The sequence below is a fragment of the Pseudomonas sp. Tun-23181 genome, assembly GCF_057415455.1.
This window is the reverse complement of the sequence record NZ_CM171630.1, coordinates 3178850-3205150: the sequence shown is the minus strand read 5'-3', so window position 1 is coordinate 3205150 and position 26301 is coordinate 3178850. Positions and strand designations below refer to the sequence as shown.

Here is a 26301-nt window from a genome sequence, read left to right as displayed (position 1 = left end):
GGGGCGGGCACGGTCCTGCCCCGAGGTAGTGCCTACTGCTATTGCATCCATTACTGCTACTGCGTCAGCTTGGCCTTTACCGCCTCCAGCCCCGGTTCGCCGTCCACGGTCGTCACCCCGGCCAGCCAGGTGTCGAGCACTTGCGGGTTGTTCTTCAGCCACGCCTTGGCGGCCGCCTCGGGTTTCATCTTGTCGTCCAGGACGTTGCCCATCAGCGTGCTTTCCATGTCCAAGGTGAACGACAGGTTCTTCAGCAACTGGCCAACGTTGCTGCATTCTTGCGCGTAGCCCTTGCGGGTATTGGTCAGCACCGTCGCCTTGCCGTACTCGGGGCCGAAGAAATCGTCGCCGCCGGAGAGGTACTGCATCTTGAAGCGCTTGTTCATCGGGTGCGGTTCCCAGCCGAGGAACACCACGGCATCACCGCGCTTCTGTGCCCGGTCGACCTGCGACAGCATGCCGGCCTCGCTGGACTGCACCAGCTTGAAACCGGCGTCCTTCAGGCCGAAGGCGTTCTGGTCGATCATGTTCTGGATGGTGCGGTTGCCGTCGTTGCCCGGCTCGATGCCATAGATCTTGCCGCCCAGTTCGCTCTTGAACTTGACGATGTCGGCGAAATCCTTGAGGCCTTTGTCGTACAGCGCCTGGGGCACCGCCAGGGTGTACTTGGCGTTCTCCAGGTTGGCGCGCAGCGTCTCGACGGTGCCGGCGTCGCGGTACTGCTTGATGTCGTTCTCCATGGTCGGCATCCAGTTGCCGAGGAACACGTCGAGGTCCTTGCCGGCGGCCAGCGACTTGTAGGTCACCGGTACCGAGATCATCGTGGTGTGGGTCTTGTAGCCCAGGGCTTCGAGCACGACGCTGGTCACCGCGGTGGTCACGGTGATGTCGGTCCAGCCGACATCGGAGAACCTTACCGTTCGGCACTGCTCGGGTTCGGCGGCCTGGGCCAGCAGCGGAGCGGACAGCAACGCGGCCAGCAACAGCGAGGGTGAAGCTTTCATGAATGGACTCCTGTGATTTTATCTTCGGGTTCGCGCGGGGCGCCGGACGTTCTCGGGGTCCGGTCGACCAGGCCTGCAGAGGGCAGGTTGCGAGGCCGTGCAATACGAGTCGCTTTCGATAATCCCCCAGTGCTCGGCAATCGCCTACTGGTGGGGTCGTAACCAGTACAGGACGGGTCGCATCCAGTAAGGGCGATGTCGCATATGGGGTCTTCCACCCGTTCCCCCGTCTTTTTGCGTCATCCGAGCGCCTGGAAGCGTCGGTCGGTGACCGGGCCAGGGCGGCGCTGCCGGACAAAATGGCGTCGGTTGCAGACGCCGGGAGGTGGGGCAAAAGCCCGATGATGCGAGCATTCACGGCGTTCAGCCTAGCAGCTGTGCGACCTCACGCCTGGCGTGGGGAGACAAGCCCATCAAGAGGTGATTCGACAATGGCCATCAGCGTGTTCGACCTGTTCAAGATCGGTGTCGGGCCTTCCAGCTCCCACACCGTCGGCCCCATGCGCGCCGCCGCCCTGTTCGTCCAGGGCCTGCGCGAGCGCGGCGAGCTGGAGCGGGTAAGGCGGGTCGAGGTGCGGCTGTACGGCTCGCTGTCGGCCACCGGCATCGGCCACGGCACCGACAACGCCACTATCATGGGCCTGATGGGCGAATGGCCCGACGCCATCGACCCCACGGTGATCGCCCCGCGTATCGCCGAGCTGCGCGAAACCAGCACGCTGCTGCTGGATGGCCGCCTGCCCATCGCGTTCGTCTGGGCCCGCGACATGCTGCTGCTCGACGAGAACCTGCCCTATCACCCGAACGCCATGACCCTGGTCGCCGAAGGCGACCAGGGCGAGCTGCACCGTGACACTTACTACTCGGTCGGCGGCGGCTTCGTGGTCGATGCCGCCCAGGCCGCCAGCGGCGTGCTGGATGCCGACCAGACGGTGCTGCCCTACGATTTCAACAGTGCCGCCGAGCTGCTGCGGCTGTGCAAGCAAAACGACATGCGCGTGTCGCAATTGATGATGGAGAACGAAAAGGCCTGGCGCAGCGAGCAAGAGATCCGCGCCGGCCTGCTCAAGCTCTGGCACGCCATGCAGGAATGCGTGAACAACGGCCTCAAGTACGAGGGTACGCTGCCCGGCGGGCTCAATGTGCGCCGGCGCGCGGCCAAGCTGCACCGCAGCCTGCAGGAGCTGGGCAAGCCCAACGTGATCGGCTCGACCATGAGTGCCATGGAGTGGGTCAACCTGTTCGCCCTGGCGGTCAACGAAGAGAACGCCGCCGGCGGGCGCATGGTCACCGCGCCCACCAATGGCGCGGCCGGCATCATCCCGGCGGTGCTGCACTACTACATGCGCTTCTCCGATGCGGTGGACGAATCCAACGTGGTGGAGTTCTTCCTCGGCGCGGCGGCGGTGGGCATCCTGTGCAAGAAGAACGCCTCGATCTCCGGCGCCGAAGTCGGTTGCCAGGGCGAGGTCGGTTCGGCCTGCGCCATGGCCGCCGCGGGCCTGGCCGAGGTGCTTGGGGCGACCCCGGCGCAGTTGGAGAACGCCGCCGAGATCGCCCTGGAACACAACCTGGGGCTGACCTGCGACCCGGTCGGCGGCCTGGTCCAGGTGCCGTGCATCGAGCGCAACGCCATCGCCGCGGTCAAGGCGATCAACGCGGTGCAGATGGCCCTGCGTGGCGACGGCGAGCACTTCATCTCCCTCGACCAGGTGATTCGCACCATGCGCGACACCGGTGCCGATATGCACGACAAGTACAAGGAAACCTCGCGCGGTGGCCTGGCGGTCAGCGCCATCGAGTGCTGATGCGCCGTTTTCGCCCGTTCCAGGCCGCTGTGCCACCTGTTGGCGCAGCGGCCGACACCCACCGGCCGTCGGCTGTCGCTACCAGAGGTGTCGTTGTCGGTGACACTCAAGTATGTCGCTTCTGGGCATCTTTCCCACAAGTGCTACCGAATTGCTCAGCAGTTACACGCAAAGGCGCTGGCGCGCCTGTTTGCGTTTACCTACCACCTCGCCAGAAAAGCTCTACACGTCGCATGACGACGTCGTTTTTGAGTTTTTTTGGATAGCCGTTCAATTTCAGGCACGGCGTTTGCGTCGAGATTGGCAAAGCCCCTGCATCCGAATCGGGGCCATTACAAGAAACAGTGCCCGCCTGAGGCACACCCTGCATTTGTGTGAGGAGAAATCGCGATGACGTCGTACACCTCCGGGAATCCAACCCAGAACCGCACAGCCCCCCAGTCCATCGGCTTTCTCCTGCTGGACAACTTCACCCTCATTTCCCTGGCGTCCGCGGTCGAGCCCCTGCGTATGGCCAACCAGTTGTCCGGCCGCGAGCTGTACCGCTGGCACACCCTGACGGTCGATGGCGGCCAGGTCTGGGCCAGCGATGGCCTGCAGATCACCCCCGATGCGGCCATGCACAGCGCGCCGCCGATGGATACCGTGATCGTCTGCGGTGGCGTCGGCATCCAGCGCTCGGTGACCCGTGAGCACGTCACCTGGCTGCAGGCCCAGGCCCGCCAGTCGCGCCGCCTGGGTGCGGTGTGCACCGGCAGCTGGGCGCTGGCCTGTGCAGGCCTGCTCGACGGTTTCGACTGCAGCGTGCACTGGGAATGCCTGGCGGCCATGCAGGAGGCCTTCCCGCGGGTCAACATGAGCACCCGTCTGTTCACCCTCGACCGCAACCGCTTCACCAGTTCCGGCGGTACCGCGCCGCTGGACATGATGCTGCACCTGATCAGCCGCGACCATGGCCGCGAACTGTCGGCGGCGATCTCCGAGATGTTCGTCTACGAGCGCATCCGCAACGAACAGGATCATCAGCGCGTACCGCTCAAGCACATGCTCGGCACCAACCAGCCGAAGCTGCAGGAGATCGTTGCGCTGATGGAGGCCAACCTGGAGGAGCCGATCGACCTGGACGAGCTGGCCGTGTACGTCTCGGTGTCGCGGCGCCAGCTCGAGCGCCTGTTTCAGAAGTACCTGCACTGCTCGCCGTCGCGCTACTACCTGAAGCTGCGGCTGATCCGTGCGCGTCAGTTGCTCAAGCAGACGCCCATGTCGATCATCGAGGTGGCGTCGGTGTGTGGGTTCGTGTCCACGCCGCACTTCTCCAAGTGCTACCGCGAATACTTCGGCATTCCGCCGCGTGACGAGCGTGTCGGCTCCAATACCGCGCAACAGGTGGCGATGATGCCGATCCCGCAGGCCATGGCCCTGTCGCCCCATGGTGGGCCGCTGGGGGCACTGAGCCAGGCGCGCAACGAGTCGACGTTTGCCAGTGTGAGGCTCTGAGCTGTTGGGGCCGCCAATCAGGCTAATGCTGTTCACTTAAGCCATTGGGGCCGCCTTGCGGCCCTTCGCGGGCAAGCCCGCTCCCACAAGTACGCTGCAAATGCACGACCCTGTGGGAGCGGGCTTCCCCGCGAAGGGCTGCAAGGCAGCCCCAATCGATGTCACATCGGACTTAAGTGAACAGCATTAGCCAATCAGGCGCGTTTGTTGAACTGCGCCAACGCCGGCAACAGCTGCTTGTCGATGGCCTGGCGCACGGCCGGGAGGATGGTGGCGCTGCCGGTGTACATCTGCTCGACCATGCCGCGCAGGGCCCGGGCATTGGGTTCGGTCAGGCCGCGCACGGCGACCTCGCAGGCCTGTTCGGCACTGGCCCCGGCCGGCATCTCGAAGCCCAGGGCGCGCAGTTGGCCCAGCAGGTCGTCCTGATCGATCAAATCCGCATGCATCATGGCTGTTGTCCCTTTTATCGCTAAGAGAGTGCTGCTGTGATTCACGACCGATTCTGTGTCCACGGCGACATGCCCGCAAGGGCAGTGTGTCGCAATGGCTGCTTTGGCTAAGAACAGGTCGTTCCCGGCTAAATCGACGGCCCGCAGAGGCCGCACACTGGCGTCATTCACGGCAACGGAGGGTTTGGTCACCCTCGCTCATGCAAAGTGGATGTTGCTCGCTCTTGGCCCCGGATGCTCACGGCTTTCCGGGGTTATTTTTTTCTGCGGTACATACCTTCGGGGCCGCTGTGCGCGCCTTTCGCGACACAGCGGCCCCAACTGGCATCGGTCAACCAGGCAAGCGCATCACGCGCCCGACGAACTCGGCAGGCGGCAGGTCTCGTTGTGCCTCCCGCAACCCTTGCAGCAACGCCACGCTGCGCTCGCCAAACGGCGCCGACTTCGGCCCCGCCAGGTCCACATGCAGCAGCATCTGCTCGCTGGCCGCCAACGCCTCGTCGAACCCTGCCCGGTGCAGGCTGTGGTACACATGCAGGCGCTTCTTGTCGAAGCCGACGATCTGCGTCTGCACCCACACCTCGGTGCCGAGCTTCACCTCATGCAGGTAGTTGATGTGCGCCTCCAGGGTGAACAGCGAATGGCCGCTCTGCCCACGGCTGTCGGCATCCAGGCCGATGCGCTCCATCAGCGCATCGGTGGCGTAGCTGAAGATCAGCAGGTAATAGGCATCGCGCAGATGGCCGTTGTAGTCGACCCAGCCCTCCTGGACTGGAGTGCGGTAGGTGGTCAGTGCTGGCATCAGGTGCTCCTCAATCGCCGAAGGCCATGCCGTGCTGGGCCTTGCTGTGCTTCACCGCCTCCAGTACCGCCAGCAGGGTGTCGTCACGGTAGCGCTCCAGCGCGGCGATGCTGTGCTCGCCCAACTGCTCGGCGGTGCCCTCGACCACATCGTCGATCAGCTTGTCGGTCAGTTCCGGGGCCGGCAGGTAGGTCCAGGGCAGCTTGAGCGCCGGGCCGAACTGCGACATGAAGTGACGCATGCCGGCATCGCCACCGGCGAGGGTGTAGGTCAGGAAGGTGCCCATGAACGACCAGCGCAGGCCGGCGCCGAAGCGGATCGCGTCGTCGATCTCGCCCGTGCTGGCTACACCATCGTTGACCAGGTGCAGGGCCTCGCGCCACAGCGCTTCGAGCAGGCGGTCGGCGATGAAGCCGGGAACCTCCTTGCGCACGTGCAGCGGGCGCATGCCCAGCGCGGTGTAGATGGTCTTCGCGGCTTCGATGGCCTCGGGGGCGGTGCGCTGGCCGCCGACGATCTCCACCAGCGGCAGCAGGTACACCGGGTTGAACGGGTGGCCTACCACGCAGCGCTCGGGGTGGGTGGACGACTCGTAGAACTCGCTCGGCAGCAGCCCCGAGGTGCTGGAACCGATGATCGCGTTGGGTTTGGCCGCGGCACTGATCCTGGCATGCAGGTCGAGCTTGAGGTCCAGGCGCTCCGGGGCGCTTTCCTGGATGAAGTCGGCGTCGCGCACGCACGCCTCGATGGTGCTGACGAACGTCAGCCGGTCCTGCGCCGCGCCGGGCGCCAGGCCTTGTTTCTCAAGGGCTGGCCAGGCATTGGCGATGCGCTTGCGCAGGGCCTGCTCGGCGCCGGGGGCCGGGTCCCAGGCGACCACGTCCAGGCCGTGGGCCAGGGCGCGGGCGACCCAGCCGCTGCCGATGACGCCGCTACCCAGGGCGGCGAAGGTCTTGATCTCGGTGATGTAAGGCATGTCGAACGGCTCCTGAATTAGCGGCGCTTGAGGTTCATCTTTTCCCGGCCTTCTGCCGGGCTGAGGACACGGCCGCCCATGCGGGTGATGATTTCCGCCGCGCGTTCGACCAACTGGCCGTTGCTGGCCAGCACGCCACGATCCAGGTACAGGTTGTCTTCCAGCCCCACCCGTACGTTGCCGCCGAGCAGCACGGCCTGGGCCGCCATGGGCATCTGCATGCGGCCGATGCCGAAGCCGGCCCAGGTCACACCGGCGGGCAGGTTGTCGACCATGGCCTTCATGGTGGTGGTGTCCGCCGGCGCGCCCCACGGGATGCCCAGGCACAGCTGGAACAGCGGGTCGTCCAGCAGGCCTTCCTTCATCATCTGCTTGGCGAACCACAGGTGGCCGGTGTCGAAGATTTCCAGCTCGGCCTTCACGCCCAGCTCGGTGATGCGCTTGGCGCCGGCACGCAGTTGGCTCGGGGTGGAGACGTAGATGGCGTTGCCGTCGCCGAAGTTGAGGGTGCCGCAGTCGAGGGTGCAGATCTCTGGCAGCAGCGCCTCCACGTGGGCCAGGCGCTCCAGTGGGCCGATCAGGTCGGTGCCCGGGCCGAAGGCCATGGGTGTTTCGCCAGGGCCGATCTCCAGATCGCCGCCCATGCCGGCGGTGAGGTTGACGATCACGTCCACGTCGGCCTCGCGGATGCGCTCCATCACTTCGCGGTACAGCGCCACGTCGCGGCTGAAACGGCCGGTCTCGGGGTCGCGGACGTGGCAATGGACCACGGTGGCGCCGGCCTTGGCGGCTTCCACGGCGGATTCGGCGATCTGCTTGGGCGTGACAGGGACGAGGTGGCTCTTGGCGACCGTGTCGCCGGCGCCGGTGAGGGCACAGGTGATGATGACGTCGTGGTTCATGGTGTGTTCCTTGTGGTGTCGGTGGTGGCCCAATCGCCGGCAAGCCGGCTCCCACAGGGCGTGGTGAGCCCTGGTGCGTGAAGCGCCTGGGGGAGCTGGCTTGCCGGCGATGAGGCCGGGTCAGTTGGCGGTGAGCTTGAGGTTCTCAGCCGCGGGCTTGCCATCGAAGGTGGTCACGCCTTGCAGCCAGCGCGCTTTGTCCTCGGGGTGGTCCTTGAGCCACTGGCGGGCCGACTCCAGCGGGTCCTTGTGGTCGAGCAGCGGCTGCATCATGCGGCTCTCGTCCTCGGCGCTGAAGCTCAGGTTGGCCAGCAGGCGGTGGGCGTTGGGGCAACGTTCGGCATAGTCCGGCGCGGTGACGGTCCACACCGTGGCACGGCCTTCGTCGGGGCCCAGGGCATCCTGGCTGCCATCGAGGTAGGTCATGTCGATGTTGACGTTCATCGGGTGCGGCGCCCAACCGAAGAACACCACCGCCTGCTTGCGCCGTACGGCCCGGTCGACCGCGGCGAGCATGCCGGCCTCGCTGGACTCGACCAGCTGGAACTTGCCCAGGCCGAACTGGTTCTTGGCGATCATGGCCTTGATCTGGGTGTTGGCCCCGGAGCCAGGCTCGATGCCGTAGATCTTGCGGCCCAGTTCCTTCTCGAACTTGTGGATGTCGGCGAAGCTCTTCAGGCCCTTGTCGGCGAGGTACTTCGGCACCGCCAGGGTGGCCCGGGCGTCGTCCAGGCTGGGTTTGTCGAGGACCTTGACCTGCCCGGCCTGGATGAACGGGGTGATGGTCTGGGTCATGATCGGGTTCCAGTAGCCCAGGAACATGTCCAGGCGCTTGTCGCGGATCCCGGCGAAGATGATCTGCTGCGAGGCGCTGGTCTGCTTGGTCTGGTAACCCAGGCCATCGAGCAGGACCTGGGCCATGGCGCTGGTGGCGATGACATCGGTCCAGTTGACCACGCCCAGGCGTACGTTCTTGCAAACGGCGGGCTCGGCGGCGAACAGGGGCGTGGCAAGGGTGCTGCTCAGGGCGAGGGACAACAGGCTGCGGCGGATCAAGCTGTGCATGGTGGCTCTCCAACGGCAGTGCATATTGTTATGGGATCGGCCTCTGTGGGCCGTGTGAACACGCTACGCTGCTGGCAGGGTGGAAAATCGCACCCTGACGACCAACAATTGCACACAAGCGACCACTTCTGCCGTGGAACATATCGATGCCGCAAACCATCCACTTCCTGCTGTTGCCGGGCTTCTCGGCCATGGGCTTCATTTCGGCGCTGGAGCCCTTGCGCGTGGCCAACCGTTTTCGCGGGCCGCTGTACCGCTGGCGAGTGCTGAGCCTGGAGGGTGACGCGGTGCAGGCGAGCAATGGCATGTCGGTGAACGTCGACGGCGCCCTGGGCGAGGGCGAGCGGGGCAGTATGCTGCTGGTGGTGGCCGGCTTCGAGCCGTTGGCCTGCTACGGCCCTGTGCTGCAACAGGCGCTGCGCCGTCTCGACCATGAGGGGGTGATCCTTGGCGGTATCGATACCGGCGCGGTGGTGCTGGCCGAGGCCGGCCTGCTCGACGGGTATCGGGCGACCCTGCACTGGGAGGCGCTGGAGGCTTTCAAGGAGCGCTACCCGCGCCTGCAGGCGACCCAGGAGCTGTTCGAGATCGACCGCCGGCGCATCACCTGCGCCGGCGGCACCGCCTCCATCGACCTGATGCTCGACCTGATCGCCCAGGGCCATGGCAGCGAACTGGCGGTGCAAGTGTCGGAGCAGTTCGTGCTCGGGCGCATCCGCCCGCGCCAGGACCACCAGCGCATGCAAATCGCCTCGCGCTACGGCATCAGCAACAAGAAGCTGGTGCGGGTGATCGGCGAGATGGAGCGCAACACCGAGCAGCCGCTCAATACCCAGGTGCTGGCCGAGGCCGTGCAGGTCACCCGGCGGCAACTGGAGCGGCTGTTCCGCCTGCATCTGGACGACACGCCCAGCGGCTTCTATCTGCGCCTGCGGTTGGACAAGGCGCGGCAGTTGCTGCGCCAGACCGACATGAGCGTGCTGGAGGTGGGGGTGGCCTGTGGGTTCGAGTCGGCGTCGTATTTCACCCGTTGCTACCGGGCACGCTTCGAGCGCTGTCCCAGGGAGGATCGGCGGCAAGCCGGCGATGGGGCGCGAAGCGGCCCCAAATGACAGTTGGGCGCGCCGTCGAGATCATGGCTGGCCAATGGACTGCAGGTACTCCGATCGCTCATCGCTACGCTGGGCGATACAGGTGTTCCAGGCCGCCTCGAACGCCTGGCTGCCAGGCTTCCCTGCAAAGGTCTCGACTTTGCAGTCGGCATCGCGCAGCTGCACCCAGAGTTTTTCGGCAGCGTCCATTCGCTCGATCAGCGCCGTGGCCTGGCCGACTTCGTCCGCATACTGGTCGCGGATGCGCTGGACCAGTTCGTCATAGGCCGCCTTCAGCTCCCGCTCGGCGGTGTGCTTGTTGAAGGCGGCGCAGGCATAGCCCTGCTGATCGGTCTCGACGTTGTCGCAGGGCGTGCTTTCCTCCTCGCCGGCCTGGGCACCCAGGGCCACGCTCAGCAACACCAGCCATGCCATTGATTTCATCCGTTTTCTCCTTAAACAGGCTGACGAATCGCAGGCGATTCTCGCTCAGCCTGCGACGCTGCGGTAGCTCCCGACGCAAATGTTCATGAATGGCCAAAAACGACGGTTGTCGAGAGTCGCTCTCATCGCCACACGCCGTGCCAGAGCGCGCCCTGTCGCCCATTGACGCTTTCGGCAAACCCCCTGTCGTTTTTGCACCGGGGCGCCTCGGGCGGCAGGCATATGCTGGCCCCAAAGCGCCGGCACAAGGTTCGGCGTGGCCCAAGTCAATAAAAGGGGACAGCCTGATGAGCCCAGCCGAACTTCACGCCGACAGCATCGTCATCGATGGCCTGATCATCGCCAAATGGAACCGCGAGCTGTTCGAGGACATGCGCAAGGGTGGCCTGACCGCGGCCAACTGCACGGTATCGGTCTGGGAGGGCTTCAAGGCCACCGTCGACAACATCGCCGCCAGCCAGAAGCTGATCCGCGAGAACAGCGACCTGGTCATGCCGGTGCGCACCACCGCCGACATCCGCAAGGCCAAGGAGCTGGGCAAGACCGGCATCCTCTTCGGCTTCCAGAACGCCCACGCCTTCGAAGACCAGATCGGCTACGTCGACGTGTTCAAGCAGCTGGGCGTGGGCATCGTGCAGATGTGCTACAACACCCAGAACCTGGTGGGCACCGGCTGCTACGAGCGCGACGGCGGCCTGTCGGGCTTCGGTCGCGAGATCGTCGCCGAGATGAACCGCGTCGGCATCATGTGCGACCTGTCCCACGTCGGCTCCAAGACCAGCGAGGAAGTCATCCTCGAGTCGAAGAAGCCGGTCTGCTATTCCCATTGCCTGCCCTCGGGCCTGAAGGAGCACCCGCGCAACAAGTCGGACGAAGAGCTGAAGTTCATCGCCGACCACGGCGGCTTCGTCGGCGTGACCATGTTCGCGCCGTTCCTGGCCAAGGGCATCGACTCGACCATCGACGACTACGCCGAGGCCATCGAGTACACCATGAACATCGTCGGTGAGGACGCCATCGGCATCGGCACCGACTTCACCCAGGGCCACGGCCAGGACTTCTTCGAGTACCTGACCCACGACAAGGGTTACGCCCGTCGCCTGACCAATTTCGGGAAGATCATCAACCCGCTGGGGATCCGCACTGTCGGCGAGTTCCCCAACCTCACCGAGACCCTGCTCAAGCGCGGCCACTCCGAACGGGTGGTGCGCAAGATCATGGGTGAGAACTGGGTGAATGTCCTCAAGGACGTCTGGGGCGAGTAAGCCGCTCTCCAAGCCTGAAAAGCCCCGGCCAGCAACGCCGGGGCATCCAACAAAAATTTTTATGGAGTTGAGTTTCCATGGCCAAGATCGCCCCGCAATTGCCAATCGAAGTCGACAGCGAGACCGGTGTCTGGACCACCGATGCCCTGCCGATGCTCTACGTGCCACGGCATTTCTTCGTCAACAACCACATGGGCATCGAGGAAGTGCTGGGCGCTGACGCCTACGCCGAGATCCTCTACAAGGCCGGCTACAAGTCGGCCTGGCACTGGTGCGAAAAAGAAGCCGAATGCCATGGCCTGGAAGGCGTGGCGGTGTTCGAGCACTACATGAAGCGCCTGTCCCAGCGCGGCTGGGGCCTGTTCGAGATCCAGGACATCGACCTGGACAAGGGCACCGCCAGCGTCAAGCTCAAGCATTCGGCGTTCGTCTACGTCTACGGCAAGGTCGGCCGCAAGGTCGACTACATGTTCACCGGCTGGTTCGCCGGTGCCATGGACCAGATCCTGGCTGCCCGTGGCAGTTCCATCCGCACCGTGGCCGAACAGGTCTACGGCGGGTCGGAAGAAGGCCACGACGACGGCCTGTTCATCGTCAAGCCGCTGTAAGCCGGAGAGAGCGTCATGGCATTCGAAGCAATGTTCCAGCCGATCCAGATCGGCAAGCTGACCATCCGCAACCGCGTGCTCAGCACCGCGCACGCCGAGGTCTACGCCACCGACGGCGGCATGACCACCGAGCGCTACGTCAAGTACTACGAAGAGAAGGCCAAGGGCGGCATCGGCCTGGCCATCTGCGGCGGTTCGTCGGTGGTGGCCATCGACAGCCCGCAGGAGTGGTGGTCGTCGGTGAACCTGTCGACCGACCGGATCATCCCGCACTTCCAGAACCTGGCCGACGCCATGCACAAGCATGGCGCCAAGATCATGATCCAGATTACCCACATGGGCCGGCGCTCGCGCTGGGACGGCTTCAACTGGCCGACCCTGATGTCGCCGTCGGGCATCCGCGAACCCGTGCACCGTGCCACCTGCAAGACCATCGAGGTGGAGGAGATCTGGCGGGTCATCGGCAACTACGCCCAGGCCGCGCGCCGGGCGAAGGAAGGCGGCCTGGACGGCGTCGAGCTGTCGGCGGTGCACCAGCACATGATCGACCAGTTCTGGAGCCCACGGGTCAACAAGCGTACCGACGAATGGGGCGGCAGCTTCGAAGGCCGCATGAAGTTCGGCCTGGAAGTGCTCAAGGCGGTGCGCGCCGAGGTCGGTGACGACTTCTGCGTGGGCATGCGCATCTGCGGCGACGAATTCCACCCCGATGGCCTGAGCCACGAGGACATGAAGGAGATCGCCAAGTACTACGACGCCACCGGCATGCTCGACTTCATCGGCGTGGTCGGCTCGGGCTGCGACACCCACAACACCCTGGCCAACGTCATCCCCAACATGAGCTACCCGCCGGAGCCGTTCCTGCACCTGGCTGCCGGCATCAAGGAAGTGGTCAAGGTCCCGGTGCTGCACGCGCAGAACATCAAGGACCCGAACCAGGCCACGCGCATCCTCGAAGGCGGCTACGTGGACATGGTCGGCATGACCCGCGCGCACATGGCCGACCCGCACCTGATCGCCAAGATCAAGATGGGCCAGGTCGACCAGATCAAGCAATGCGTCGGTGCCAACTACTGCATCGACCGCCAGTACCAGGGCCTGGATGTGCTGTGCATCCAGAACGCCGCGACCTCCCGTGAATACATGGGCGTGCCGCACATCATCGAGAAGTCCACCGGGCCCAAGCGCAAGGTGGTGGTGGTCGGCGCCGGCCCTGCCGGCATGGAGGCGGCCCGCGTGGCGGCCGAGCGCGGCCACGACGTCACCGTGTTCGAGAAGAAGGAGCAGATCGGCGGGCAGATCACCATCGCCGCCAAGGCACCGCAGCGTGACCAGATCGCCGGCATCACCCGCTGGTACCAGCTGGAGTTCGCCCGCCTGAAGGTCGACCTGCGCCTGGGCACCGCGGCGGATGCGCAGACCATCATGGACCTGCGCCCGGACATCGTCGTGCTGGCGGTGGGCGGCCATCCGTTCGTCGAGCAGAACGAGCACTGGGGCGCCGCCGAAGGGCTGGTGGTCAGCAGCTGGGACATCCTCGACGGCAAGGTCGCGCCGGGCAAGAACGTGCTGGTGTACGACACCATCTGCGAGTTCACCGGCATGTCCACGGCGGACTTTCTGGCCGACAAGGGCTGCCAGGTGGAGATCGTCACCGACGACATCAAGCCGGGTGTGGCCATGGGCGGCACCACCTTCCCGACCTACTACCGCAGCCTCTATCCGAAAGAGGTGATCATGACCGGCGACATGATGCTGGAAAAGGTCTACCGCGAGGGCGACAAGGTGATCGCGGTGCTGGAGAACGAGTACACCGGCGCCAAGGAAGAGCGCGTGCTCGACCAGGTGGTGGTGGAAAACGGCGTGCGGCCGGACGAGGAACTCTACTACGCGCTCAAGGACGGCTCGCGCAACAAGGGCCAGATCGACATCGAGGCGTTGTTCGCCATCCAGCCGCAGCCGATCCTCAGCCAGCCGGGCGAGGGCTACCTGCTGTACCGCATCGGCGACTGCGTGGCCCAGCGTAACGTGCATGCGGCGATCTATGACGCCTTGCGCCTGTGCAAGGATTTCTAGGCTAGCTGCAAGTTTCGAGCGGCAAGCGGCAAGCAGAAGCAGTCCTCATCGCTTCTGCTTGCGGCCATCGCTCCGAGAGTTGCTTGGAAACGATTCTGCGTAACAGCGATGAGCCAGCCGTTGTAAGCAGCCAGCAAGAGCGACTCGGCTTTTTCTTGCGGCTTGCAGCTTGCAGCTCGCAGCTCAAAGGTGCCTAGCGATGTTGAACACCCTTCTACCCATCCTGCTGTTCGCCGCCCTTGGCCTGGCGGTGCTCGGCGCCCTGCGCCGGGTGCGCATGTGGCGGCGTGGCCGGCCGTCCAAGGTCAACCTGATCGGCGGCCTGCTGGCCATGCCGCGACGCTACCTGGTGGACCTGCACCATGTGGTCGAGCGCGACAAGTACATGTCCAAGACCCACGTGGCCACGGCGGGCGGCTTTGTCCTGTCGGCGGTGCTGGCGATCCTGGTGCACGGCTTCGGCCTGCAGAGCAAGATCCTCGGTTACGCCCTGCTGGTGGCCACGGTGATCATGTTCAGTGGCGCCATCTTCGTCTTCAAGCGGCGCCTGGACCCGCCTTCGCGGCTGTCCAAGGGCCCCTGGATGCGCCTGCCCAAGAGCCTGCTGGTGTTCGCCGCGAGCTTCTTCGTCGCCACCTTGCCGGTGGCCGGCATCCTGCCCGAGGGCACGGGCGGCTGGCTGCTGGTGGCGCTGCTCGGCGTGGGCGTGCTGTGGGGCGTGTCGGAGCTGTTCTTCGGCATGACCTGGGGTGGGCCGATGAAGCACGCCTTCGCCGGCGCCCTGCACCTGGCCTGGCACCGCCGCGCCGAGCGCTTCGGCGGTGGCCGCTCCACCGGCCTCAAACCGCTGGACCTGGAAGACCCGAATGCGCCCCTGGGCGTGGAAAAACCGGTGGACTTCACCTGGAACCAGCTGCTGGGCTTCGACGCCTGCGTGCAGTGCGGCAAGTGCGAGGCCATGTGCCCGGCGTTCGCCGCCGGCCAGCCGCTGAACCCGAAGAAGCTGATCCAGGACATGGTCATCGGCCTGGCCGGTGGCACCGACGCCACCTTCGCCGGCAGCCCCTACCCGGGCAAGCCGATCGGCGAGCATGGCGGCCATCCGCACCAGCCGATCGTCAATGGCCTGGTCGATGCCGAGACCCTGTGGTCGTGCACCACCTGCCGCGCCTGCGTCGAGGAGTGCCCGATGATGATCGAGCACGTCGATGCCATCGTCGACATGCGCCGCCACCTCACCCTGGAGAAGGGCGCGACCCCGAACAAGGGCGCCGAGGTGCTGGACAACCTGATCGCCACCGACAACCCCGGCGGTTTCAACCCTGGCGGGCGGATGAACTGGGCGGCCGACCTCAACCTCCAGCTGCTGTCCGAGGTGAAGAACACCGAGGTACTGTTCTGGGTCGGCGATGGTGCCTTCGACATGCGCAACCAGCGCACCCTGCGCGCCTTCGTCAAGGTGCTCAAGGCCTCTGGCGTGGACTTCGCCGTGCTCGGCCTGGAGGAGCGCGACAGCGGTGACGTGGCGCGCCGTCTGGGCGATGAGGCGACCTTCCAGCAATTGGCCCGGCGCAACATCCAGACGCTGAGCAAGTACCGCTTCCAGCGCATCGTCACCTGCGACCCGCACAGCTTCCATGTGCTGAAGAACGAATACGGCGCCCTGGGCGGCGAGTACCAGGTGCAGCACCACAGCACCTACATCGCCGAGCTGATCGCCGCCAACAAGCTCAACCTGGGCCAGCACAAGGGGGGCAGCGTCACCTACCACGACCCGTGCTACCTGGGCCGCTACAACGGCGAATACGAAGCCCCGCGCGAGGTGCTCAAGGCCTTGGGCATCGAGGTCCGCGAGATGCAGCGCTCGGGCTTGCGCTCCCGCTGCTGCGGCGGTGGCGGCGGTGCGCCGATCACCGACATACCGGGCAAGCAGCGTATCCCCGACATGCGCATGGACGACATCCGCGAGACCGAGGCAGAGCTGGTGGCGGTGGGTTGCCCGCAATGCACGGCGATGCTCGAAGGCGTGGTCGAACCCCGCCCGCAGATCAAGGACCTGGCCGAGTTGGTGGCCGACGTGCTGATCGAAGACGACACCCCGGCGACCAAGCCCCAGGTGGCCAAACGTGAACCTGCGGAGGTGCACTGATGAGCGACATCATCCGCCGCGACCCTCGTGCCGAGTGGATCGCACGTAACCGCCTGCACCCGCTGCATGCGGCGATGCAGACCCAGCAGACTAGCTGGATGGGGCCCAACGGCCTCATCCGCAAGAACCCTCATGCGATCGCCGCTGGCTTCATCGGCCCCAACGGCATCAAGCGCATCGACCGCAGCGGCGCCCAGCAGGGCACCAGCGGTGGGGCGCGGCGCAGTGCTGGTGCCCAGGTGCAACTGCCATTGCATCAGGTCGTGGAGCCGGCGTTCTACATCGCCGTGGTGCCGGACATGGTCGGCGGCCGCCTGGGCAGCCACGACCGCGACCTGCTCGGGCTTGCCCACAGCCTGGCGGGCAGCGACGGCGCGGTGCTGGCCATCGTCTTCGGCGAGCACAAGGAGAGCAACTTTTCCACAGCCGGTGTCGATCGCCTGCTGGTCATCGAGGGCGAGGCGTTCGAAGGTTATGCACCGGAGCAACTGGTGCAGGGCCTGCGCGCTGTGGATAACCAGTTCTCGCCACGTCACTGGCTGTTGCCCGACAGCCGCACCGGCGGTGGCGAACTCGGTCGGCGCCTGGCCGCCGCGCTCGGCGAGCGCCCGGCGACGCGGGTCTGGCAGGTCAAGGACGGCCAGTGCATCGGCCGCGCCGGGGCCGGCCAGCAAGACCTGCAACGTGGCTTGGCGCGGTTGATCCTGGCCGCCGCCGAGTGCGCCGAGCCGGTCAGCGAAACCCGCCACGAGGCACTGCCGGTGGAGTTGTCCACAAGCGTGGCCCGCAGCCTGTCGCGCATCGAGGACCTTGGCCCGGTGGCCGTGGACCCGGCAGCCATCGCCATGGCCGAGGCCGAGTTCATCGTCTCCGGCGGCAACGGGGTCAAGGACTGGGCGCTTTTCCACAAGGCAACCGCTGCGCTCGGCGCCACCGAGGGGGCGTCGCGGGTGGCGGTGGACGACGGTTTCATGCCGCGTAACCGCCAGGTCGGCGCCACGGGTACCTGGGTGACCGCACGGGTCTACGTGGCTGTGGGTATCTCTGGCGCGATCCAGCACCTGCAAGGCATCGGCGCCTGCGACAAGGTGGTGGCAGTGAACATGGACCCAGGCTGCGACATGATCAAACGGGCCGACCTGTCGGTGATTGGCGACAGCTCGGCGATTCTCCAGGCGCTGATCGAGGCTGTGGACAACTACCGCAGCGCCAGCCAGCGCGACGCGGCATAAGGGCACGAGCATGAGTACGAAAGTCATCAGCCTGGTCTCCATCGGCGCCCACCCCAGCTCCGGCCGCACCCGCCGTGCCGAGCAGGATGCCCGTGCGGTGGAGCTGGGCCTGCAACTGGCTGGGGATAACCTGCAGGTGGTACATGCCGGCGATCCCCGGGAAGAGGCCCTGCGTGCCTACCTGGGCATGGGGCTGGATCACCTGGACGTGCTGGAGCAGCCAGCGGGCGCCGATGTGCTGGGCGTGCTCGGTGATTACCTGCGCGAGGCGGGCGCCCAGTTGGTACTGACCGGCAGCCAGGCGGAAACTGGCGAAGGGTCGGGCATGCTGCCGTTCCTCCTGGCCGAGAAGCTGGGTTGGCCACTGGTGGTCGGGCTGGCGGAGGTGGAATCCATCGACAACGGCACTGCGCAGGTATTGCAGGCGCTGCCCCGTGGCCAGCGGCGCCGGTTGAAGGTACGCCTGCCCTTGCTGGCGACTGTGGATAACGCCGCGCCCAAGCCGCGCCAGAGCGCCTTCGGCCCAGCCCGGCGCGGCGTGCTGGCGGCGCGCAATGTCGAGGTGGTGGAGGACGAGCTGCTGGCTGACGCCGAGCTGCAACCGGCCCGGCCACGGCCCAAGCGGCTCAAGGTGATCAAGGCCAAGAGCGGTGCCGACCGCATGAAGGCTGCCACGGCCAAGGCCAGTGGCGGGGGCGGCAAGGTGCTCAAGGACGTTTCTCCACAGGAGGGCGCCGAGGCCATCCTGAAGTTGCTGGTGGAGGAGGGGGTGTTGCGCTAGCCATCCATCCGAACGACCCGAAGCCCGCCCTGCAGGTTATGCAGGGCGGGCTTTTTTACACACCGAATCTGTTCGCCAACCTGTTGATAAAATGTTTGCGCTTCGCTGTAGGCCGCGTGGTTACTGGATTTCAGAGGTTTGTTCAAAATATGATCAGGCCTTGGCTGGGGCGCTCCGTGTCGTTTTGATGTCGACCCGGGGAATATTCCAGGATGTTGCCCACAATCGCTGTTGGTCGCTCTGTGGATAATCTGTTTGGTATACGCTGTAGCCCGCGAATTCATTGGTCTGTATGAAAATGATCAATAAATGATCAATTGACCCTGGAATACCCTTCGGGTGGCCTGCGACAAGGCCTTTGGAGGATTATCCACAAGTCTCGGCGAAGGCTGCCTTATCTTGCTCACAAAGTCTGTTGGTCGGTCTGTGGACAAGATGTTCGGTAATCGCTGTAGGCCAAGTAATCAAAGGCTTACAGCGTTTTGGTCAAAAAGTGATCGACACTTGGCAGTGGCAAGCTGGAGGGTTTTTCACAAATACTGTGCGTCAGCTTGTGGATAAAATGTTGGCCCTTGCCTGCAGGCCTTGGCAGCTCTGGGCTGTATTGAACCTGATCAATAAATGATCGGCCTGGTGAGGCCATGATGCCCGAGGCAAAAAAAAAGAGCAGCCTCCCGACTGCCCTCTTTCACTATCCGGCGCCTTACTGCGTCTTCACTTCCTTCAGGTACGGTGCCGGCTCCGCGCCGAGGTTGTTGAGCATCTGCTGGCTGTACCAGTCGATGAAGTTGATCACCCCGAACTCATAGGTCTTGGAGTACGGCCCCGGCTGGTAGGCGGTGGAATTGATGCCACGCTGGTTTTCCTCGGCCAGGCGACGGTCCTGGTCGTTGGTGGCGTCCCACACCTGGCGCATGCGCTCGGGGTCGTAGTCGACACCTTCGACCGCATCCTTGTGCACCAGCCACTTGGTGGTGACCATCGACTCCTGGGCACTGATCGGCCACACGGTGAAGACGATCATGTGGTCGCCCATGCAGTGGTTCCACGAGTGCGGCAGGTGCAGGATGCGCATCGAGCCCAGGTCCGGGTTCTTGATGCGGCCCATCAGCTTCTGGCAGGCCTGCTTGCCGTCCATGGTCATCGACACCGTGCCCTTGAGCAGCGGCATGCGTACGATGCGGTTGCGCAGACCATGGCTCTTGTGCAGGTACGGGATCTTCTCGGCTTCCCAGGCAGCGGCGCAGGCGGCGACGTGGTCCTTGAACGCCTGGTCGGCGCGGGGGTCGTTGGTGTCGTCCCACTCCAGCAGGGTCTTGAGCAGCTCAGGGTGCGAGCCGTTGCAGTGGTAGCACTCGCGGTTGTTCTCCAGCACCAGCTTCCAGTTGGCTTTTTCCATCAAGGTGGTCTGCACCGCCACCTTGGCGTTCTCCATGTCGTACGGCTCCATGTAGTGCTCGAGGGTGGCGAGGAAGTCGTCGATGGGTGGCGGGTTCTCCGACAGGCTGATGAAGATGTAGCCGCCGGCAGTCTTCACGTTGACCGGCTTGAGGCCGTACTGGGACATGTCGAAGTCGACACCCATCTCGGTGCCGGCGAACAGCAGGCGGCCGTCGAGCTCGTAGGTCCACTGGTGGTACGGGCAGACCAGTTTGGCCACCTTGCCCTTGTCGCTGACGCACAGGCGCGAGCCCCGGTGGCGGCAGACGTTGTGGAAGGCATGCACTTTGCCCTCGGCGCCCCGCACCACGATGATCGGGTTCTTGCCGATCTGTAGGGTCAGGTAATTGCCCTTGGCGGGAATCTCGCAGGTCATGCCGGCGATCAGCCACTCCTTGTGGAAGATCTCCTGCATGTCGATCTGGAACAGACGCTCGTCGGTGTAGAAAGGCTGGGGGAGCGAGAAGGTGCGCTCGCGGGTCTGCAGCATCTCGGCGGTGGCCTTGCGTGCTGCTTCCAGTGGATCGCCCAGGCTCAGGGTTGCGGTGACGTCCATCGTTTGGTCCTCAGGGCCGAGTACGGCCGGCGAAAGGTGGCTAATCGTTGTTGTTGTGCCGCAAGGCTGTCGTGCAAGAACAGCAGGTTCATTTGCGGTGGAGTGTGCGTTCGAAGCGGTGGGCAACCATATCCATGGGCGACATGGCCGAATCGAATTCCGACGCGCCAGCCCTTGTATCGCGGGGCTGGTCGCGATAAGCACGCCGATGTCGCTGATGGGAATGTACTTCGTCACCGGCTTGCGCATTATCGGAGCCATGAAGGCCGGTAGTCGGCCGCTGGAGATGAACATGTCCGATACCTTCCTCAATCCGGTCACCACCCAGACCTGGGCCAATGGCCGCCACGTCGTGCGCTGCGTCAAGGTCATCCAGGAGACCTGGGACGTGCGCACCTTCTGCTTCATGGCCGACCAGCCGATCATGTTCTTCTTCAAGCCGGGGCAGTTCGTCACTCTGGAGCTGGAGATCGATGGCCGGCAGGTGATGCGCTCCTACACCATCTCCAGTGCGCCCTCGGTGCCCTACAGCTTCTCCATCACGGTCAAGCGCGTGCCGGGCGGCCAGGTCTCCAACTGGCTGCACGAAAACATGCACGAAGGTTTCGAACTGGCGGTGCACGGGCCGGTGGGCCTGTTCAACGCCATCGACTTCCCGGCGCCGAAGGTGCTGTACCTGTCCGGCGGTGTCGGCATCACCCCGGTGATGTCGATGGCCCGCTGGTTCTACGACACCAACGGCAACGTCGACATGGTCTTCGTGCATAGCGCCCGTTCGCCGAAAGACATCATCTATCACCGCGAGCTGGAGCAGATGGCGTCGCGGATCCCCAATTTCAGCCTGCACATCATCTGCGAGAAGCACGGCCTGGGCGAGCCTTGGGCGGGCTACCGTGGCTACCTCAACCAGCGGCTGATGGAACTGATCGCCCCGGACTACCTGGAGCGCGAGATCTTCTGCTGTGGCCCGACGCCCTACATGAATGCCGTCAAGCGCATGCTCGAGGGCGTGGGCTTCGACATGCGCAACTACCACGAGGAGTCGTTCGGCGCGACCCCGCCAGAAGCCAAGGCCGACGCGGTGGAGCATGCCGAGCAGGCCGCCGAGGCGGCCGAGGAGATGGATGTCGCCGACCTCAACCTGGTGGAGTTCATCGGCAGCGAGAAGAGCATCCGCGTCGCGCCGGGCGAGACGGTGCATGCGGCGGCGGCGAAGGTCGGGTTGATGATTCCCAAGGCATGCGGCATGGGCATCTGCGGTACCTGCAAGGTGCTCAAGCTCGGCGGCGAGGTGGAGATGGAGCACAACGGCGGCATCACCGAGGAGGACGAAGCCGAAGGCTACATCCTGTCGTGCTGCAGTGTGCCTAAGGGGGATGTGCGGATCGACTATTGAGCGGCAAGCTGCAAGCTGCAAGAGAAAAGCAGGCCGGTGCAGGGCCTAATGCTGTTCACTTAAGTCTGATGTGGCATCGATTGGGGCTGCCTTGCAGCCCTTCGCGGGCAAGCCCGCTCCCACAAGTACGCTGCAAACCTCAAGGAATGCACGATCCTGTGGGAGCGGGCTTGCCCGCGAAGGGCCGCAAGGCGGCCCCAATTGCTTAAGTGAACGGCATTAGGCGCAGGGCCTGCTTTTTTCTTGCAGCTTGCCGCTGCTTTTCCTGACGGGCGGTTGACTCAGGTCGGAACAAGGCGGGGCAGGACCTGTCAATCTGCCCAGGCTAAAGCCTTTCATTTCCGATATTTAATGGCGGGGGTGCGCAGTTTTCTTTATCGTGTGCGCCCTTTGCAACAACCTGAGACAAACCCCCATGTTGGAAGCCTCCCTGAATCAACTCGAGCAACTGGTCAACGACCTGGTGCACAAGAACGCCCAACTGGCCGAGCAGAACGCCGCGCTCAGCCAGGAACTGGCCCAGGCCAAGGAAGAGAACGACAGCCTGCAGCTGTCGCTGATGGAGCAGGAAGAGAAGCACGGCGCCACCGCCGCGCGTATCCAGGCCCTGGTGGAGCGCGCCAGCGCAGGTGTCGTCAACGCATGAGACTGCAAGCGCAGCCGATCAATGTCGTGTCGATCCTCGGCAATGACTATTCGATCAAGGCGCCAGAAGGCCAGGAAGAGACCCTGGCGCAAGCCGTGCGGATGCTCAACGTTTCGCTGGCCGAAACCAAGCGTCAATACCCCACCCTGATCGGTGACAAGCTGCTGGTGCTGGCAGCCCTGAACCTGTGCTCCCGGCAGATCGAACTGCAGCGCGAGCACCAGCAGACCCTCGAACGCACCCAGGCGCAGATCGACGCCACGGTCGATGCCATCGCCCGAACCATCGGCGACCAATAAGCCTTTTGGGGCTGCTTTGCAGCCCATCGCCGGCAAGCCGGCTCCCAGACCGCGCCGCTCTTGAGATCGGCGCCGATACCCTGTGGGAGCGGCCTTGCGTCGCGAAAGGGGCGCGCAGCGCCCCCAATAGGTTTCAAGGCATTGTCCAGGATTACTGGAATAATTGAATACGTAAGTGTATACACTTTTCCCCAGGCGCATTGCGCCACGCTTATTTTCCTGGGGAGGAAGGGCATGCGGATCTGGCGGCGGAGTATCCAGTGGCAGTTGATTGCGAGCATGGGCGCGGCCTTGCTGGCGAGCATCCTGGTGGTAGTGGCGGTGTATACCGCGGCGGTGAATCGCCTGACCGAGCGTTACCTGGTCGATACGGCCCTGCCGGCCAGCATCGAGGCGATTCGCAACGACATCGAGCGCATGCTCGGCCAGCCACTGGTGGCGGCGGCGGACATCGCCGGCAACACCTTGCTGCGCGACTGGCTGGCCGCTGGCGAGAACCCGGCCGAGCTACCCCGCTTCATCGAGTACCTCGAGGCCGCCAGGCAGCGTAACCAGGCTTTCACCGCGCTGTTCGCCGCCACCGGCACTGGTCACTACTACAGCGAGAAGGGCCTGGACCGTACCCTGAGCCGCGACAACCCCAAGGACAGCTGGTTCTACGGCTACATCGACAGCGGCGCCGAGCGGCTGATCAACATCGATGTCGATGGCGCCACGGGTGAAGTGGCGCTGTTCATCGACTACCGCGTGGAAAAGGACGGCCAACTGGTCGGTGTGGCCGGCATGGGGCTGCGCCTGACCGAGCTGTCGCAACTGATCCGCGACTTCAGTTTCGGCGAACACGGCCGGGTGCTCCTGGTGCGCAACGATGGTCTGATCCAGGTCCATCCCCAGCATGAATTCAGCGGCAAGCGCCAGTTGCGCGAACAGCTTGGCGCGGAAGCGGCCAAGGCCGTCCTTGCGGGCGGCGAGGGCCTGCGCAGCGCCCGGTTCAGCCGCGATGGCGAAGACTACCTGGCCCTGGCCCTGCCCCTGCGCGACCTGAACTGGACCTTGGTGGCCGAGGTGCCGGAGGTGCAGATCTACGCCCAGATGCGTGAAGCGGTGTGGTTGACCAGCCTGATCGGCGGGGCCGTGGCCCTGGTCTCGCTGCTGCTGGTGGTGCTGCTGGCGCGCGGGTTGGTGCGGCCGATCCGCCAGGTGACGGCGGCACTGGTGCAGATCGGTAGCGGGGCGGGTGACCTCAGCCACCGCCTGGACGATTCGCGCCAGGATGAACTGGGCGACCTGGCCCGTGGTTTCAACCGTTTCCTCGACAGCCAGCGGGCCTTGATCGGCGAGGTGCTGCGCACCACCGAACGCTTGCACCGCTCGGTGGAGCAGGTGACCTTGGTGGTGGACAACACCGCCGAGCGCTCCGGTCGCCAGCAGGCAATGACCGAGATGGTCGCCACCGCCGTGCACGAGATGGGCCTGACCGTGCAGGACATCGCGCAGAACGCCGGCAATGCCGCCCATGCCTCGCAGGCGGCGCGCGACGAGGCGTTGCAGGCCCGTGAGGTGGTGAGCCGCTCGATCGACAACATCGAGGGTATGTCCGGGGAGATCGGCCGGGCAGCAGCGGCGGTTGGCCAGTTGGCCGACGAAGTCGCCTCGATCGATGAGGTCTTGGCGGTGATCCGCAGTATTTCAGAGCAAACCAACCTGCTGGCGCTCAACGCTGCCATCGAGGCGGCGCGGGCCGGGGAGATGGGGCGCGGTTTCGCGGTGGTGGCCGATGAGGTGCGCACCTTGGCGCGGCGTACCCAGGTGTCTACCGATGAAGTGCAGCAGATGATCCAGCGCCTCAAGCAGGGCGCCGGCAGCGCGGTGGCCTCGATGCAGGCCGGGCAGCAGGCCACCGGCAGTGGCGTGGAGGCCAGCCAGCGTACCGGAGCCTCGCTCGGGGCGATCACCGATCAGGTCGAGCACATCAGCGACATGAACGACCAGGTGGCCACGGCGACCGAGGAGCAGTCGGCGGTGACCGAGGAGATCAACCGTACCGTGCAGGGGATTTCCGACCTGGCCCGGGAGACGGCGGCCGAAGTGCAAGCGTGCCGGGAACAGTGCCAGGCGTTGCGCGGACTGGCCGATGACCTGGCGCGGCAGATGGGTGGGTTCAGGCTCTGAGGCCCGAAGGGCGAAGCCCTGATGCCAGTTAGTTAAGCGGCGCTTTGTCATTTTTGGGGCTGCCTTGCAGCCCATCGCCGGCAAGCCGGCTCCCACAGGGACCGCGGCGACCACACATGATGCGGTTTGCAGGGGCCATGTGGGAGCAGTCGGCGGTGACCGAGGAGATCAACCGTACCGTGCAGGGGATTTCCGACCTGGCCCGGGAGCCGGCGGCCGAAGTGCAAGCGTGCCGGGAACAGTGCCAGGCGTTGCGCGGGCTGGCCGATGACCTGGCGCGGCAGATGGGTGGGTTCAGGCTCTGAGGCCCGAAGGGCGAAGCCCCGATGCCAGTTAGTTAAGCGGCGCTTTGTCATTTTTGGGGCTGCCTTGCAGCCCATCGCCGGCAAGCCGGCTCCCACAGGGACCGCGGCGACCCCACATGATGCGTTTTGCACGGACAGTGTGGGAGCCGGCTTGCCGGCGATGGGGCGCGAAGCGGCCCCAAATGACAACTGAAAGTCTTAACTGGCCGGCATTGAGCGAAGCCCTCCCGGCCATCGATCAGGCGCCGAAGATCGCGCGGATATCCGCCGCCAGCTCCCGCACCCGCGCCTCCTGGGTATCCCACGAGCACATGAACCGCGCCCCACCGCTGCCGATGAAGGTATAGAAGCGCCAGCCCTTGGCCCGCAGGGCCTCCAGCGCCGGCTCCGGCATTTGCAGGAACACCCCGTTGGCTTCCACCGGGAACATCAGCTCCACATCCGGCAGGTCACTCACCAGCGCGGCGAGCAACTGCGCGCAATGATTGGCATGCACGCCATGGCGCAACCAGGCGCCATCCTCCAGCAGCCCGACCCAGGGCGCGGAGAGGAAACGCATCTTCGACGCCAGTTGCCCCGCCTGCTTGCAGCGGTAGTCGAAATCGTCGGCCAGGGCACGGTTGAAGAACAGGATCGCCTCGCCCACCGCCATGCCGTTCTTGGTGCCGCCGAAGCACAGCACGTCGACGCCGGCCTTCCAGGTCAGCTCCGCCGGCGAGCAGCCCAGGAAGGCGCAGGCATTGGAGAAGCGCGCACCGTCCATGTGCAGGTTCAGGCCCAGCGCCTTGCAGGTGCTGCTGATCGCCTTGAGCTCGTCGGGGCGGTAGACCGTGCCCACCTCGGTGGCCTGGGTGATGGTCACCACGCGCGGCTTGGGGTAGTGGATGTCCTGGCGCTTGAGCGCCACCTCGCGAATCGAGTCCGGGGTCAGCTTGCCCTCGACGCTGCGCGCGGTGAGCAGCTTGGAGCCGTTGGAGAAGAACTCCGGCGCGCCGCATTCGTCGGTCTCGACGTGTGCCGTCTCGGAGCAGATCACGCTGTGGTAGCTCTGGCACAGGGAGGCCAGGGCCAGGGAGTTGGCTGCCGTGCCGTTGAAGGCGAAGAACACCTCGCAGTCGGTTTCGAACAGTTGGCGGAAATGGTCGGCGGCGCGCTCGGTCCATTGGTCGTCGCCATAGGCGCGCTCGTGGCCGCGGTTGGCCTTTTCCATCGCGGCCCAGGCTTCGGGGCAGATGCCGGAATAGTTGTCGCTGGCGAATTGTTGGCTGTTGTCTGTCATGACACCTGTCCTGTGAACGACGCAGACCAGCACTCTAAACCATCGCTTCGGAAGAT

Annotated in this window: 23 protein-coding genes and 1 pseudogene; 15 read left to right on the top strand and 9 right to left on the bottom strand. The window is 65.0% G+C overall.

Annotated features, from left to right (window positions below):
* Positions 1–56: 56 nt before the first annotated feature.
* The gene (locus tag ACDI39_RS15255; protein WP_225786546.1) at positions 57–1004 is read right to left on the bottom strand and encodes a choline ABC transporter substrate-binding protein; all 948 of its coding nucleotides are present in this window, start codon (positions 1002–1004) and stop codon (positions 57–59) included.
* Between the two features lie 431 nt (positions 1005–1435).
* On the opposite strand from ACDI39_RS15255, the gene ACDI39_RS15250 reads away from it, so the two are divergent.
* The gene (locus tag ACDI39_RS15250; RefSeq protein WP_225786545.1) at positions 1436–2812 is read left to right on the top strand and encodes an L-serine ammonia-lyase; all 1377 of its coding nucleotides are present in this window, start codon (positions 1436–1438) and stop codon (positions 2810–2812) included.
* Positions 2813–3202: 390 nt separating this feature from the next.
* Positions 3203–4309 carry a choline metabolism transcriptional regulator GbdR gene (gbdR, locus tag ACDI39_RS15245; protein WP_225786544.1) on the top strand — a complete coding sequence of 369 codons (1107 nt, stop codon included), beginning with the start codon at positions 3203–3205 and terminating at the stop codon, positions 4307–4309.
* A 194-nt stretch (positions 4310–4503) separates the two neighbouring features.
* Here the strand turns inward: gbdR and ACDI39_RS15240 are convergent, their stop codons facing one another.
* From ACDI39_RS15240 to ACDI39_RS15220, 5 genes are all read right to left on the bottom strand, one after another.
* The gene (locus ACDI39_RS15240; RefSeq protein WP_225786543.1) at positions 4504–4761 is read right to left on the bottom strand and encodes a hypothetical protein; all 258 of its coding nucleotides are present in this window, start codon (positions 4759–4761) and stop codon (positions 4504–4506) included.
* Positions 4762–5092: 331 nt separating this feature from the next.
* A complete protein-coding gene (locus ACDI39_RS15235; protein ID WP_225786542.1) occupies positions 5093–5563 on the bottom strand; it encodes a thioesterase family protein in 471 nt (156 codons plus the stop codon).
* Positions 5564–5573: 10 nt separating this feature from the next.
* On the bottom strand, positions 5574–6539 hold the full coding sequence (locus ACDI39_RS15230; RefSeq protein ID WP_253081698.1) for an L-carnitine dehydrogenase: 966 nt from the start codon (positions 6537–6539) through the stop codon (positions 5574–5576).
* A 17-nt stretch (positions 6540–6556) separates the two neighbouring features.
* Positions 6557–7441, bottom strand: a complete 885-nt coding sequence (gene cdhC, locus ACDI39_RS15225; protein WP_225786540.1) for a 3-dehydrocarnitine:acetyl-CoA trimethylamine transferase CdhC — start codon at positions 7439–7441, stop codon at positions 6557–6559.
* 120 nt (positions 7442–7561) lie between these two features.
* On the bottom strand, positions 7562–8506 hold the full coding sequence (locus ACDI39_RS15220; protein WP_225786539.1) for a choline ABC transporter substrate-binding protein: 945 nt from the start codon (positions 8504–8506) through the stop codon (positions 7562–7564).
* 146 nt (positions 8507–8652) lie between these two features.
* Between ACDI39_RS15220 and ACDI39_RS15215 the strand changes: the two genes are divergently transcribed.
* Positions 8653–9618: a GlxA family transcriptional regulator gene (locus ACDI39_RS15215; protein WP_253081699.1), complete on the top strand. Its 966-nt coding sequence runs from the start codon at positions 8653–8655 to the stop codon at positions 9616–9618.
* A 21-nt stretch (positions 9619–9639) separates the two neighbouring features.
* Here ACDI39_RS15215 and ACDI39_RS15210 read toward each other — a convergent pair whose 3' ends face one another.
* On the bottom strand, positions 9640–10041 hold the full coding sequence (locus ACDI39_RS15210; protein ID WP_253081700.1) for a lysozyme inhibitor LprI family protein: 402 nt from the start codon (positions 10039–10041) through the stop codon (positions 9640–9642).
* A gap of 287 nt (positions 10042–10328) precedes the next feature.
* Here ACDI39_RS15210 and ACDI39_RS15205 point away from each other — a divergent pair, with 287 nt between their 5' ends.
* The 6 genes from ACDI39_RS15205 to etfB all read left to right on the top strand — a co-directional run bounded on the left by ACDI39_RS15205 (position 10329) and on the right by etfB (position 18152).
* Entirely contained in the window at positions 10329–11306 is a 978-nt protein-coding gene (locus ACDI39_RS15205) for a dipeptidase (protein ID WP_087501964.1), read from the top strand.
* Positions 11307–11383: 77 nt separating this feature from the next.
* A complete protein-coding gene (locus ACDI39_RS15200) occupies positions 11384–11914 on the top strand; it encodes a DUF5943 domain-containing protein (RefSeq protein ID WP_225786536.1) in 531 nt (176 codons plus the stop codon).
* Positions 11915–11929: 15 nt separating this feature from the next.
* Positions 11930–13990 carry a dimethylglycine demethylation protein DgcA gene (gene dgcA / locus ACDI39_RS15195; protein ID WP_225786535.1) on the top strand — a complete coding sequence of 687 codons (2061 nt, stop codon included), beginning with the start codon at positions 11930–11932 and terminating at the stop codon, positions 13988–13990.
* Between the two features lie 199 nt (positions 13991–14189).
* Positions 14190–16139 carry a dimethylglycine demethylation protein DgcB gene (dgcB, locus tag ACDI39_RS15190; protein WP_225786534.1) on the top strand — a complete coding sequence of 650 codons (1950 nt, stop codon included), beginning with the start codon at positions 14190–14192 and terminating at the stop codon, positions 16137–16139.
* Positions 16139–17371: an electron transfer flavoprotein subunit alpha gene (etfA, locus tag ACDI39_RS15185; protein WP_225786533.1), complete on the top strand. Its 1233-nt coding sequence runs from the start codon at positions 16139–16141 to the stop codon at positions 17369–17371. Before dgcB ends, etfA begins: the two co-directional genes overlap by 1 nt.
* A gap of 10 nt (positions 17372–17381) precedes the next feature.
* Positions 17382–18152, top strand: coding sequence for an electron transfer flavoprotein subunit beta (gene etfB / locus ACDI39_RS15180; RefSeq protein WP_225786532.1), 771 nt, complete (start codon positions 17382–17384; stop codon positions 18150–18152).
* Between the two features lie 703 nt (positions 18153–18855).
* On the opposite strand, the gene gbcA is transcribed toward etfB, so the two are convergent.
* A complete protein-coding gene (gene gbcA, locus ACDI39_RS15175; protein ID WP_225786531.1) occupies positions 18856–20148 on the bottom strand; it encodes a glycine-betaine demethylase subunit GbcA in 1293 nt (430 codons plus the stop codon).
* Between the two features lie 292 nt (positions 20149–20440).
* Here gbcA and gbcB point away from each other — a divergent pair, with 292 nt between their 5' ends.
* The 6 genes and pseudogenes from gbcB to ACDI39_RS15145 all read left to right on the top strand — a co-directional run bounded on the left by gbcB (position 20441) and on the right by ACDI39_RS15145 (position 24966).
* A complete protein-coding gene (gene gbcB / locus ACDI39_RS15170) occupies positions 20441–21544 on the top strand; it encodes a glycine-betaine demethylase subunit GbcB (RefSeq protein ID WP_225786530.1) in 1104 nt (367 codons plus the stop codon).
* Between the two features lie 415 nt (positions 21545–21959).
* A complete protein-coding gene (locus ACDI39_RS15165; RefSeq protein ID WP_225786529.1) occupies positions 21960–22190 on the top strand; it encodes a hypothetical protein in 231 nt (76 codons plus the stop codon).
* On the top strand, positions 22187–22489 hold the full coding sequence (locus ACDI39_RS15160; RefSeq protein ID WP_225786528.1) for a cell division protein ZapA: 303 nt from the start codon (positions 22187–22189) through the stop codon (positions 22487–22489). Before ACDI39_RS15165 ends, ACDI39_RS15160 begins: the two co-directional genes overlap by 4 nt.
* 234 nt (positions 22490–22723) lie before the next feature.
* Positions 22724–23749: pseudogene (locus tag ACDI39_RS15155) on the top strand (cache domain-containing protein); the annotation flags it as partial.
* A 174-nt stretch (positions 23750–23923) separates the two neighbouring features.
* On the top strand, positions 23924–24661 hold the full coding sequence (locus ACDI39_RS15150) for a methyl-accepting chemotaxis protein (RefSeq protein ID WP_410901278.1): 738 nt from the start codon (positions 23924–23926) through the stop codon (positions 24659–24661).
* A gap of 116 nt (positions 24662–24777) precedes the next feature.
* Positions 24778–24966 (top strand): hypothetical protein, encoded by a 189-nt coding sequence (locus ACDI39_RS15145; RefSeq protein WP_225786526.1) that lies wholly within the window; start codon positions 24778–24780, stop codon positions 24964–24966.
* A 238-nt stretch (positions 24967–25204) separates the two neighbouring features.
* Here the strand turns inward: ACDI39_RS15145 and ACDI39_RS15140 are convergent, their stop codons facing one another.
* Positions 25205–26245, bottom strand: coding sequence for a threonine aldolase family protein (locus tag ACDI39_RS15140; protein ID WP_225786525.1), 1041 nt, complete (start codon positions 26243–26245; stop codon positions 25205–25207).
* Between the last annotated feature and the right edge of the window lie 56 nt (positions 26246–26301).

Coding starts and splice junctions, on each gene's coding strand:
- ACDI39_RS15255 (WP_225786546.1), bottom strand. CDS start 1,004: ATGAAAGCTTCACCCTCGCTGTTGCTGGCCGCGTTGCTGTCCGCTCCG.
- ACDI39_RS15250 (WP_225786545.1), top strand. CDS start 1,436: ATGGCCATCAGCGTGTTCGACCTGTTCAAGATCGGTGTCGGGCCTTCC.
- gbdR (WP_225786544.1), top strand. CDS start 3,203: ATGACGTCGTACACCTCCGGGAATCCAACCCAGAACCGCACAGCCCCC.
- ACDI39_RS15240 (WP_225786543.1), bottom strand. CDS start 4,761: ATGATGCATGCGGATTTGATCGATCAGGACGACCTGCTGGGCCAACTG.
- ACDI39_RS15235 (WP_225786542.1), bottom strand. CDS start 5,563: ATGCCAGCACTGACCACCTACCGCACTCCAGTCCAGGAGGGCTGGGTC.
- ACDI39_RS15230 (WP_253081698.1), bottom strand. CDS start 6,539: ATGCCTTACATCACCGAGATCAAGACCTTCGCCGCCCTGGGTAGCGGC.
- cdhC (WP_225786540.1), bottom strand. CDS start 7,441: ATGAACCACGACGTCATCATCACCTGTGCCCTCACCGGCGCCGGCGAC.
- ACDI39_RS15220 (WP_225786539.1), bottom strand. CDS start 8,506: ATGCACAGCTTGATCCGCCGCAGCCTGTTGTCCCTCGCCCTGAGCAGC.
- ACDI39_RS15215 (WP_253081699.1), top strand. CDS start 8,653: ATGCCGCAAACCATCCACTTCCTGCTGTTGCCGGGCTTCTCGGCCATG.
- ACDI39_RS15210 (WP_253081700.1), bottom strand. CDS start 10,041: ATGAAATCAATGGCATGGCTGGTGTTGCTGAGCGTGGCCCTGGGTGCC.
- ACDI39_RS15205 (WP_087501964.1), top strand. CDS start 10,329: ATGAGCCCAGCCGAACTTCACGCCGACAGCATCGTCATCGATGGCCTG.
- ACDI39_RS15200 (WP_225786536.1), top strand. CDS start 11,384: ATGGCCAAGATCGCCCCGCAATTGCCAATCGAAGTCGACAGCGAGACC.
- dgcA (WP_225786535.1), top strand. CDS start 11,930: ATGGCATTCGAAGCAATGTTCCAGCCGATCCAGATCGGCAAGCTGACC.
- dgcB (WP_225786534.1), top strand. CDS start 14,190: ATGTTGAACACCCTTCTACCCATCCTGCTGTTCGCCGCCCTTGGCCTG.
- etfA (WP_225786533.1), top strand. CDS start 16,139: ATGAGCGACATCATCCGCCGCGACCCTCGTGCCGAGTGGATCGCACGT.
- etfB (WP_225786532.1), top strand. CDS start 17,382: ATGAGTACGAAAGTCATCAGCCTGGTCTCCATCGGCGCCCACCCCAGC.
- gbcA (WP_225786531.1), bottom strand. CDS start 20,148: ATGGACGTCACCGCAACCCTGAGCCTGGGCGATCCACTGGAAGCAGCA.
- gbcB (WP_225786530.1), top strand. CDS start 20,441: ATGTCCGATACCTTCCTCAATCCGGTCACCACCCAGACCTGGGCCAAT.
- ACDI39_RS15165 (WP_225786529.1), top strand. CDS start 21,960: ATGTTGGAAGCCTCCCTGAATCAACTCGAGCAACTGGTCAACGACCTG.
- ACDI39_RS15160 (WP_225786528.1), top strand. CDS start 22,187: ATGAGACTGCAAGCGCAGCCGATCAATGTCGTGTCGATCCTCGGCAAT.
- ACDI39_RS15150 (WP_410901278.1), top strand. CDS start 23,924: ATGACCGAGATGGTCGCCACCGCCGTGCACGAGATGGGCCTGACCGTG.
- ACDI39_RS15145 (WP_225786526.1), top strand. CDS start 24,778: ATGATGCGGTTTGCAGGGGCCATGTGGGAGCAGTCGGCGGTGACCGAG.
- ACDI39_RS15140 (WP_225786525.1), bottom strand. CDS start 26,245: ATGACAGACAACAGCCAACAATTCGCCAGCGACAACTATTCCGGCATC.